Raw genomic sequence first — 8866 nt, 5'->3', positions numbered from 1 at the left:
CCCGGCGCCCGCCATGGAGCAGGCGGAGCCGACCTCGCCCTGGCAGCCGACCTCCGCGCCGGAGATCGAGGCGTTGCGCTTGAACAGCATGCCGACCGCGCTCGCGGCGAGCAGGAAGCGCACGATCCCGTCCTCGTCGGCACCGGGCACGAAACGGTCGTAGTAGTGCAGGACCGCCGGGATGATCCCGGCCGCGCCGTTGGTCGGCGCGGTCACGATCCGCCCGCCCGCCGCGTTCTCCTCGTTGACCGCCAGGGCGAACATCGTGACCCATTCCATGGCGCCCAGCCGATCCCCGGACTCGCCCGCGGCCTCCAGGTCCTCCCGGCTCGCCGCGGCGCGCCGCCGGACCCTGAGCCCGCCCGGCAGCACACCCCGGGTCGTCGAGCCGCGCTCGACGCACTCCCGCATCACCGACCAGATCTCCAGCAACCCGTCCCTGGTCTCCCGCTCGGTGCGGCGGGCCCGCTCGTTGGCGAGCATGATCGAACTGATGGACAGTCCGGTGCGGTCGGTGTGGGACAGGAGCTCGTCGCCGGTGGAGAACGGGTACTCCACCGGCGTGGCGTCCTCGACGACGGCCTTCTCCCCGGCGGCGTCCTCGTCCACGACGAAGCCACCGCCGACCGAGTAGTACGTGCGGACCGCGACCGGGGTCCCCTCGCGGTCGAACGCGTGGAACTCCATGCCGTTGCTGTGGAAGTCGAGCCGCCTGTTCCGGTGCAGGACGACGTCGTCGTCGACCGAGAACCCGATCACGTGGCGGCCCGCCAGCTCCAGCTTCCCGGTCGCCGCCACGTCGTCCACCATGGGTTGGGCGGCGACGGGGTCGACCGTGTCGGGGGCGTGGCCCGCGAGCCCGAGCACCACGGCCTTGACGCTGCCGTGCCCGTGGCCGGTCGCGCCGAGCGATCCGAACAGTTCGACGCGCACCGACGCCACCCGCGGCAGGAGCCGCTCGTCCCGCAGGGCCCTCGCGAACGTCCCCGCCGCGCGCATCGGGCCGACGGTGTGCGAGCTCGACGGTCCGATGCCGACCGTGAACAGGTCGAACACGCTCAGACTCATGACACTCCCGCCAGATACTCGACGCACGCGTCGCTCAGCCACGCGGCCAGGTACTCGGCGAAGGACGACCGCACCAGCACGGTGAACACGCCGGCCTCGGCGTCGACGACCTGGAGGATGACCCCGGCCCTGGCCAGCAGGGTCTGCACGCAGGTACCGGTCGGCGCCGCCGACGGGTGCAGGTCGACGGCGCAACCGTGGGCGAGGACGTCCCGGACGTGCGGTCCCGCCAAGGCCACCGTCGTGCGCTGGGCCGAGGTGTCCACGACCGCGCCCCGCGCGGACCCGAGGGCCGTGCGTAGCGCCTCCTCGACCGGAACCCGCGGGTCCAGGTCGGACCGGGCCACCACGAGGAACTCGTCCGGCCCCAGCCACAACACCTCCACGTCGCCGAAGGGGCCGTCGCCCCGGGTGAACGTGCACGGGTCGGCGGGGAACGCGACGCCCAGCGCCGCACCCAGCGCGGCCACGGCGTCCGGGTCCGAGGCCCGCACCGTGAGCTGGGTCAGGAACGGCCGCTCCACCACCGTCAACGCGGGCGCGAGGCCGGCGAGGCGGTCCGCCCAGGCGGCGAGCGGGCTGGTCCGTGAGCTGGTGTCAGCCGTCACGGCGGGCTCCTTCCCTGTCGTAGAGAACGGACTCGGTCACGGTGACCGGCACGAGGTCGTCCCCGACGGGGACGTAGAGCGTCTCCCCCACGCGTTCGTGGCCGGAGCGCACGACCGCGAGCGCGAACGTCCGGTCCAGCGCGGCGCTGCGGTAGCTGGAGGTGATGTGGCCGAGCATCGGAACCGGGGGGTCGGGCAGCCGGTCGGTGCCGACGACCTGCGCGCCCTCCGGCAGCTGGATCTCCGGGTCGACCGGCAGCAGTCCGACGAGCTGCTTGCGGTCCGGCCGGTTGTTCTCCGCCCTCGTGTGGGACCGCTTGCCGATGAAGTCGGCCTTCTTCTTCGACACGGCCCACGACATCCCCAGGTCCTGGGGCGTGACCGTGGCGTCGGTCTCCTGGCCGACGATCGGATAGCCCTTCTCGGCGCGCAGCACGTGCATGGTCTCGGTGCCGTACGGCGTGATCCCGTACTTCTCGCCCTCCGCCATGAGCGCCTCCCAGACGGCCAGGCCGTGCCAGGCGGTCACGTTGACCTCGTAGGCCAGCTCGCCGGAGAAGCTGATCCGGCACACCCGCGCGGGAACGCCCGCTCCGACGTCGAGCACGGTGTCCCGCCATGTCATGAACCCGAAGGCCTCGTTGCCCACGTCCAGGTCGGGGGCGAGCTCGGCGAGCACGTCGCGCGACCGGGGCCCCACCAGGGGGATCGTGGCCCAGTGCTCGGTGACCGAGGTGGCGTACACGTCCAGGTGCGGCCACTCGGTCTGGAGCCACTCCTCCATCCAGTCCAGGACCATCGCGGCGTTGCCGGTCGTCGTGGTCACCAGGAACCGGTCCTCCGCGAGCCGGATGACGGTTCCGTCGTCGATGACCATGCCATCGACGCCGCACATCACCCCGTAGCGGATCCGGCCGACCTTCAGGGCGCTCATCTTGTTCGTGTAGAGCATGTCGAGGAACCGACCGGCGTCGCGGCCCTGGAGGTCGATCTTGCCCAGGGTCGAGCCGTCCATGAGGGCGACGCCCTCGCGTGCCGCGCGGCACTCCCGCAGGACGGCGGTGTCCATGTCCTCACCCGTCCGGGGAAAGTACCAGGGCCGCTTCCACTGCCCCACGTCCTCGAACAGCGCGCCGCGCGCGACGTGCCAGGGGTGCAACGCGGTCACGCGCGCCGGGTCGTGCAGCTCGCCCCGGTCCCGTCCGGCCAGCGCGGCGAAGGACACCGGGGTGTACGGCGGTCGGAACGTGGTGGGCCGCTGTTCGGAGAGCTCGACGCCCAGCTCCTCGGCGACCAGTCCAGCGGTGATCATCCCGGACGTCTTGCCCTGGTCGTGGGCGGTGCCGATGGTCGTGTACCGCTTGACGTGTTCCAGCGAGCGCAGCCCCGCGCCGGTTGCGCGCAGCACGTCGGAGACCGTGGCGTCGCGCTGGAGGTCGACGAAGCGGGTGTCCGGGGCGCCCTCTCGGAGCTCGCCCGGGACACGCCACAGCACCATGCCGGGCCGCTCGTCGGTCCGCGCGCCCGAGACCGGCAGCTCGACCTCGCCCACCGGCGCGAACCCCGCGGCGAGCGCGGCCGCGTGCCCGGCGTCGCGGCCCTGCCGAAGACACGAGGTGAGGTCCAGCGCACCCGTCGCCGACCCCGCGACCCGCACCGTCGGCAGCTCCTCGCCGGGGACGAAGGCGCCGAGCTCGGAGTCGTAGCGCAGCGTGCCGCGCGCCTGGCTGAACAGGTGCACGACCGGGTTCCAGCCGCCGGAGACCAGCAGGGTGTCGCAGTCGACGGTCTCCGGGTTCCCCTCGGTGCCGGGCAGCGGGGCGACGTGGGCGTCGGTGATCCGGGCCCCGCCCTCGGTGCCGGTGACGACGTGACCGGCGCGCACCTGGATCCCCCGGGCGGAGCACCGCGCGGCGAGAACACTGGGCGCGGCGGGCCTGGCGTCGACGACCATCGCGACGTCCATACCGGCTCTGGCGAGGTCGATCGCCGCGCGGTAGGCGCTGTCGTCGGTGGTGAAGACGACCGCCCGCGTGCCGGGCAGGACGCCGTAGCGGTGGAGGAAGGTGCGCGCCGAACCGGCGAGCATGATCCCGGGGCGGTCGTTGTCGGCGAAGACGACGGGGCGCTCGTGGGCGCCGGTGGCGAGCACGGTCTGCTTGGCCCTGATCCGCCAGACGCGCTGGCGGGCCGCGTCGGCGGGCGCGTCGAAGCCGAGGTGGTCGGTACGGCGCTGGAGGGCGAGGACGAACCCGTCCTGGTAGACGCCGAACGCCGTGGTGCGGTCGAGGACCAGCACGCCGGGGGTGTTCCGCAGCTCCGCCGCGATGTCGGCCGCCCAGTCCTGCGACAGCCGTTCGCCGAGGTACTCCCTGGTGCCGAGCAGCGCGCCCCCGGCCTGGTTCTGCTCGTCGACCACGACGACCCGAGCGCCGCCGCGGGCCGCGGTGAGCGCGGCGACCAGGCCCGCGGGCCCCGCGCCGACGACGAGAACGTCGCAGTGCACGTGCTTGGCGTCGTAGCGGGCCGGGTCGGGTTCGGAGGCCAGCCTGCCCTGTCCGGGCAGGCCGTGGGCCACGAGTCCGTCGTAGAGCTCGACGGTGGTCGCGGTCAGCATCGGTTCCGGGAACGGCTGCTCGATCTGCACCAGCGACGTCGGGTCCTCCGAGCCCGCCGCCACGATGCCGCGCGGCCTCCCGTACTTGACGCTGGTGCCGATCGCGTGCACACCGTTGGCCAGCAGCGCGGACGCCAGGGTGTCCCCGGGGTGCCCGGTCATCGACCGGCCGTTGAAGGTGAAGCGCAGTGCGGTGTCCCTGTCGATGAGGCCGCCGGTGGGCAGCCGGAAGGTCGCGCTCACGAGACCACCTCGTCCCTCTCTCCGAGATCGGGCATCGGCTCACCGGCGTCGTAGACGGCCAGCAGGTCGTAGGTCCTGGTGTCGCGGACGGCGTTGAACCACCGGCGGCAGCCCGCGCTGTGGCTCCACCGCTCGGCGAACGGGCCGCTCGGGTTGTCGCGGAAGAACACGTACCGCGCCCACGCCTCGTCGGTCAGCGCGGCCGGGTCCTGCGGGTAGGCCACGTGCGCTTGGCCGCCGTAGTGGAACTCGGTTTCCTCGCGCGGCCCGCACCACGGGCAGGGGATGAGTTGCATGCCTGGCTCCTTGTTCCTCAGTGCGCGACGGCGGCTGCGCCGTGCTCGTCGACGAGGGCGCCGGTGGTGAACCGTTCGAGGGTGAACGGCTCGTTGAACGCGTGCGGTTTGTCGTGGGCGATGGTGTGCGCGAAGCAGTCGCCGACGCCGGGGGTGGCCTTGAACCCGCCGGTGCCCCAGCCGCAGTTGAGGTAGAGGCCCTCGACCGGGGTGAGGCCGACGATCGGGGAGGCGTCCGGGCTCACGTCGACGATCCCCGCCCAGGTCCGCAGCAGGTGCGCTCGGGCGAAGATCGGGAACAGCTCCAGCGCGGCGGACATCTGCCGTTCGATGATGTGGAACGACCCACGCTGGCCGTAGCCGTTGTAGCTGTCGATCCCGGCGCCCATCACCAGTTCGCCCTTGTGCGCCTGGGACACGTAGACGTGCACCGCGTTGGACATCACCACGGTGGGGTGCACGGGCTCCAGCAGTTCCGAGACCAGTGCCTGCAGGGGGTGCGACGCGAGCGGGAGCCGGATACCGGCCATCTCCGCGAGGACCGAGCTGTGGCCTGCCGCGCACAGCCCGACGCGGCCCGCGGCGATGCGGCCGCGGGTGGTCTCCACCGCGGTGACCCGGTCGCCGACCGTCTCGATCCCGGTGACCTCGCAGTTCTGGATGAGGTCGACGCCCATCTCGTGGGCGGCGCGCGCGTAGCCCCAGGCCACGTAGTCGTGCTTGGCGATTCCGGCGCGCGGCTGGTAGGTCGCCCCCAGCACGGGGTAGCGCACGTCCTCCGCGATGTTGACGATCGGGCAGACCTCCTTGACGCCCCGCGGGTCCAGCCACTCGGCGTCGACGCCGTTGAGCCGGTTGGCGTTGACCCGCCGCACGCTGTCGCGCACGTCCTGGAGGCTGTGCGCGAGGTTGAGCACCCCGCGCTGGTCGAACAGGATCGGGTAGCCCAGGTCCTCCTCCAGGCCCTCCCAGAGCTTCAGGGAGTGCTCGTAGATGCCCGAGCTCTCGTCCCACAGGTAGTTGGAGCGGATGATCGTGGTGTTGCGGGCCATGTTGCCGCCCGCCAGCCACCCCTTCTCCAGCACCGCCACGTTCGTGATGCCGTGCACCTTGGCGAGGTAGTAGGCGGTGGCGAGGCCGTGACCGCCGCCGCCGACGATCACGACGTCGTAGAAGGTCCTCGGTTCCAGGTCCTCCCACAGGAAGTCGGGGTGGTCGGGCAGGTGCGCGCCGGGTGGCTGGGCGGGGGACGCGGGTTCGGTCATCGCGGTGCCTCCAGCGGAAGGGGGAACGCCATCTGATAAACTACTGATATATCAGTCTTGGTAGTACTGTAGGTCACATGGGAACTCAGGTCAACAACCAATCGCCGGGAGCCTCACTCGCGGAACAGGCCTACGTCGCGATCCGCGACCGCCTGGTGATGCTGGAGATCCAGCCGGGCGACCCGATCAACGAGGACCGGCTCAGCACCGAACTCGGCATGGGGCGCACACCGATCCGCGAGGCGTTGAAGCGCCTGGAGCGGGACCGCATGGTCGTGGCCTACCCGCGCCGCGGCACCTTCGCCACCGACGTGCAGATCTCCGACCTGGCGCACATCTCGGAGGTGCGGCGCCCCCTGGAGCCGCTCGCCGCCTCGGCGGCGGCCGAGCGCGCCACGCCCGCCGACCGCGCCGAGCTCACCGGGCTGCGGTCCCAACTCGAAGGCGACCAGGGGGACGACACCACCGAGCTGCTTCGCACCGACGTCGCCGTGCACCGGGCGATCTACCGGTGCGCCTACAACCCCTTCCTCGAGGACACGCTGATCGCCTACGACAGCCTGGCCACCAGGATCTGGTGCGTCTTCATCCCCCGGCTGTCCGGGGTGACCGGTCACGTGGACGAGCACGTCCCGCTCCTGACCGCCATCATCGACGGCGAGGCCGACCGGGCGGCGGAGCTCGCGCTCAAGCACGTCACCGGGTTCGAGGAGGCCATCCGCGCCCTGATCTGAACCGGGGCGGGGACGTGTCTTCTCTGGTCCTCCGCTTCGCTTCGGACCGCCCGCCGCCCGCCGCCGTCCTCAGTCGTGCAGACCCCTGCCGGCGCCCGAACACCACCCCCTGGGGTGACGTTCCGAGCAGCGGAACCTAGTCGGCATCGGCATGGGGCTCCAACCGCACCACGACCGCCTTCGACACCGGCGTGTTGGACCTGTCCGCCACCGCGCCGAGCGGCACCAGCGGGTTCGCCTCCGGGTAGTAGGCGGCGGCGCACCCGGGGGCCGTCGGATAGGACACGATCCGGAACCGGCGGGCGCGGCGCTCCTCGACGCCGCCGCGCGGATCAGGCCACTCCGAGACCAGGTCGACCAGGTCCCCGTCGGCGAAGCCGAGCGCGGCGATGTCACCGTCGTTGACCAGCACCACGCGGCGCGCGTCCTCGATGCCCCGGTAGCGGTCGGACAGACCGTAGATCGTGGTGTTGTACTGGTCATGGCTGCGCAGCGTCTGCAGGAGCAGTCTGCCGTCGGGGACCTCGATCGGTTCGGGGACGTTGACCGTGAAGTTCGCCCGTCCGGTCTCCGTCGGGAAGGTCCGGGAGTCGCGGGGCGGATGCGGCATCACGAACCCGTCCGGCTCCCGCACCCGCCGGTTGTAGTCCTCACAGCCCGGCACCACCCGCGCGATGTGGTCGCGGACGACGTCGTAGTCGCGCTCGAACTCCTCCCACCGCACCGGATGGTCCGCGCCGAGCAGTCTGCGGGCGAGACGGCTGACGATCGCCACCTCGGACAGCAGGCGCTCGCCCGCGGGGCGGAGCCTGCCCCGGGAGGCGTGCACCACCGACATCGAGTCCTCGACGCTGACGAACTGCTCCCCCGACCTCTGGACGTCGCGCTCGGTGCGGCCGAGGGTCGGCAGAATCAACGCGGTCTCGCCCGGCACGACGTGCGAGCGGTTGAGCTTCGTCGAAACGTGCACCGTCAGCGCGCAGCCGCGCAGCGCCCTCTCCGTGGCCTCGGTGTCCGGGGTGGCGGCGGCGAAGTTCCCGCCCATCGCGAACAGAGCCCTGATGCGCCCGTCGTGCATCCCGTGCAGCGCCTCGACGGTGTCCACGCCGTGTTCCCGCGGCACCGTGACCCCGAACTCGCGCTCCAGCGCCTCCAGGAACGACTCGGGCATCCTCTCGTAGATGCCCATGGTCCGGTCGCCCTGCACGTTGGAGTGCCCGCGCACCGGGCACACCCCGGCCCCCGGCTTGCCGATCATGCCCCGCAGCAGCATCAGGTTGACGGCCTCCCGGATGGTGGCCACCCCCTGCTTCTGCTGGGTCAGACCCATCGCCCAGCACACCACGGTGCGCTCGGAGTCCATCAGCATGCGCGCGATCCGCTCGATCTGCCGCCGCTCCAGCCCGGTGGCGCGTTCGGTCGCCGTCCAGTCGATCCGCCGGGCCTGGTCGAAGAACTCCGCGAAGCCGTGCGTGTGCGCCTCGATGAACGCGCGGTCCAGCACCGTGCCCGGCGCCGCGTCCTCGGCCTGCGCCAGCAGCCCGGTCAGGGCGCGAAGCAGCGCGAGGTCACCGCCGATGCGGATCTGCGCGAACTCGTCCGCCAGCGCGGTGCCCCGCCCCACGATCCCGCTCGGCCTCTGCGGGTTCTTGAACCGGTACAGCCCGGCCTCCGGCAGCGGGTTGACCGCCACGATCCGACCGCCCCGCCGCTTCACCCTCTCCAGCGACGCCAGCATGCGCGGATGGTTGGTGCCCGGGTTCTGGCCGAGCACCAGCACCAGGTCCGCGTGTTCCAGGTCGGCCAACGAGACCGAGCCGGTACCGATCCCGATCGTGTCCTTCAGTGCCACCCCCGACGACTCGTGGCACATGTTCGAGCAGTCGGGCAGGTTGTTGGTGCCAAAGCACCGCACCATCAGCTGGTACGCGAACGCCGCCTCGTTGCTGGTCCGACCCGAGGTGTAGAACGCCGCCTCGTCCGGGGAGCCGAGCGAGGCCAGGTTCTCGGCGATGACGTCGAACGCTGCGTCCCA

7 protein-coding genes are annotated in these 8866 nt (G+C 71.8%); 1 reads left to right on the top strand and 6 read right to left on the bottom strand.

Going from position 1 to position 8866, the window contains the following annotated elements; genetic code table 11:
• From D471_RS0118935 to D471_RS0118915, 5 genes are all read right to left on the bottom strand, one after another.
• Positions 1–1068 (bottom strand): L-serine ammonia-lyase (locus D471_RS0118935; protein WP_017600066.1); only part of this gene is annotated, 1068 nt, incomplete at its 3' end.
• Complete coding sequence (locus D471_RS0118930) at positions 1065–1676, bottom strand: sarcosine oxidase subunit gamma (RefSeq protein ID WP_017600065.1); 612 nt, start codon at positions 1674–1676, stop codon at positions 1065–1067. The genes D471_RS0118930 and D471_RS0118935, both read right to left, overlap by 4 nt.
• Positions 1666–4536: a 2Fe-2S iron-sulfur cluster-binding protein gene (locus D471_RS0118925; protein ID WP_017600064.1), complete on the bottom strand. Its 2871-nt coding sequence runs from the start codon at positions 4534–4536 to the stop codon at positions 1666–1668. The genes D471_RS0118930 and D471_RS0118925 overlap by 11 nt, the downstream gene beginning before the upstream one ends.
• The gene (locus tag D471_RS0118920; protein ID WP_017600063.1) at positions 4533–4832 is read right to left on the bottom strand and encodes a sarcosine oxidase subunit delta; all 300 of its coding nucleotides are present in this window, start codon (positions 4830–4832) and stop codon (positions 4533–4535) included. Before D471_RS0118920 ends, D471_RS0118925 begins: the two co-directional genes overlap by 4 nt.
• A gap of 17 nt (positions 4833–4849) precedes the next feature.
• Complete coding sequence (locus D471_RS0118915) at positions 4850–6097, bottom strand: sarcosine oxidase subunit beta family protein (RefSeq protein ID WP_017600062.1); 1248 nt, start codon at positions 6095–6097, stop codon at positions 4850–4852.
• 77 nt (positions 6098–6174) lie between these two features.
• Between D471_RS0118915 and D471_RS0118910 the strand changes: the two genes are divergently transcribed.
• Positions 6175–6831 carry a GntR family transcriptional regulator gene (locus D471_RS0118910; RefSeq protein WP_017600061.1) on the top strand — a complete coding sequence of 219 codons (657 nt, stop codon included), beginning with the start codon at positions 6175–6177 and terminating at the stop codon, positions 6829–6831.
• Between the two features lie 136 nt (positions 6832–6967).
• On the opposite strand, the gene D471_RS0118905 is transcribed toward D471_RS0118910, so the two are convergent.
• The coding region (locus D471_RS0118905) for an FdhF/YdeP family oxidoreductase (RefSeq protein ID WP_017600060.1) at positions 6968–8866 on the bottom strand (1899 nt) is incomplete at its 5' end.

This window comes from Nocardiopsis lucentensis DSM 44048 (assembly GCF_000341125.1).
GTDB classification, from domain to species: Bacteria; Actinomycetota; Actinomycetes; order Streptosporangiales; family Streptosporangiaceae; genus Nocardiopsis; species Nocardiopsis lucentensis.
Note: the sequence above shows the minus strand (reverse complement) of the source record. Positions and strands in the feature narration are given on the sequence as shown.

Bases quoted from the DNA above. Each gene is read 5' to 3' on its own strand.
- D471_RS0118920 (WP_017600063.1), bottom strand. From the start codon at position 4,832: ATGCAACTCATCCCCTGCCCGTGGTGCGGGCCGCGCGAGGAAACCGAG.
- D471_RS0118915 (WP_017600062.1), bottom strand. From the start codon at position 6,097: ATGACCGAACCCGCGTCCCCCGCCCAGCCACCCGGCGCGCACCTGCCC.
- D471_RS0118910 (WP_017600061.1), top strand. From the start codon at position 6,175: ATGGGAACTCAGGTCAACAACCAATCGCCGGGAGCCTCACTCGCGGAA.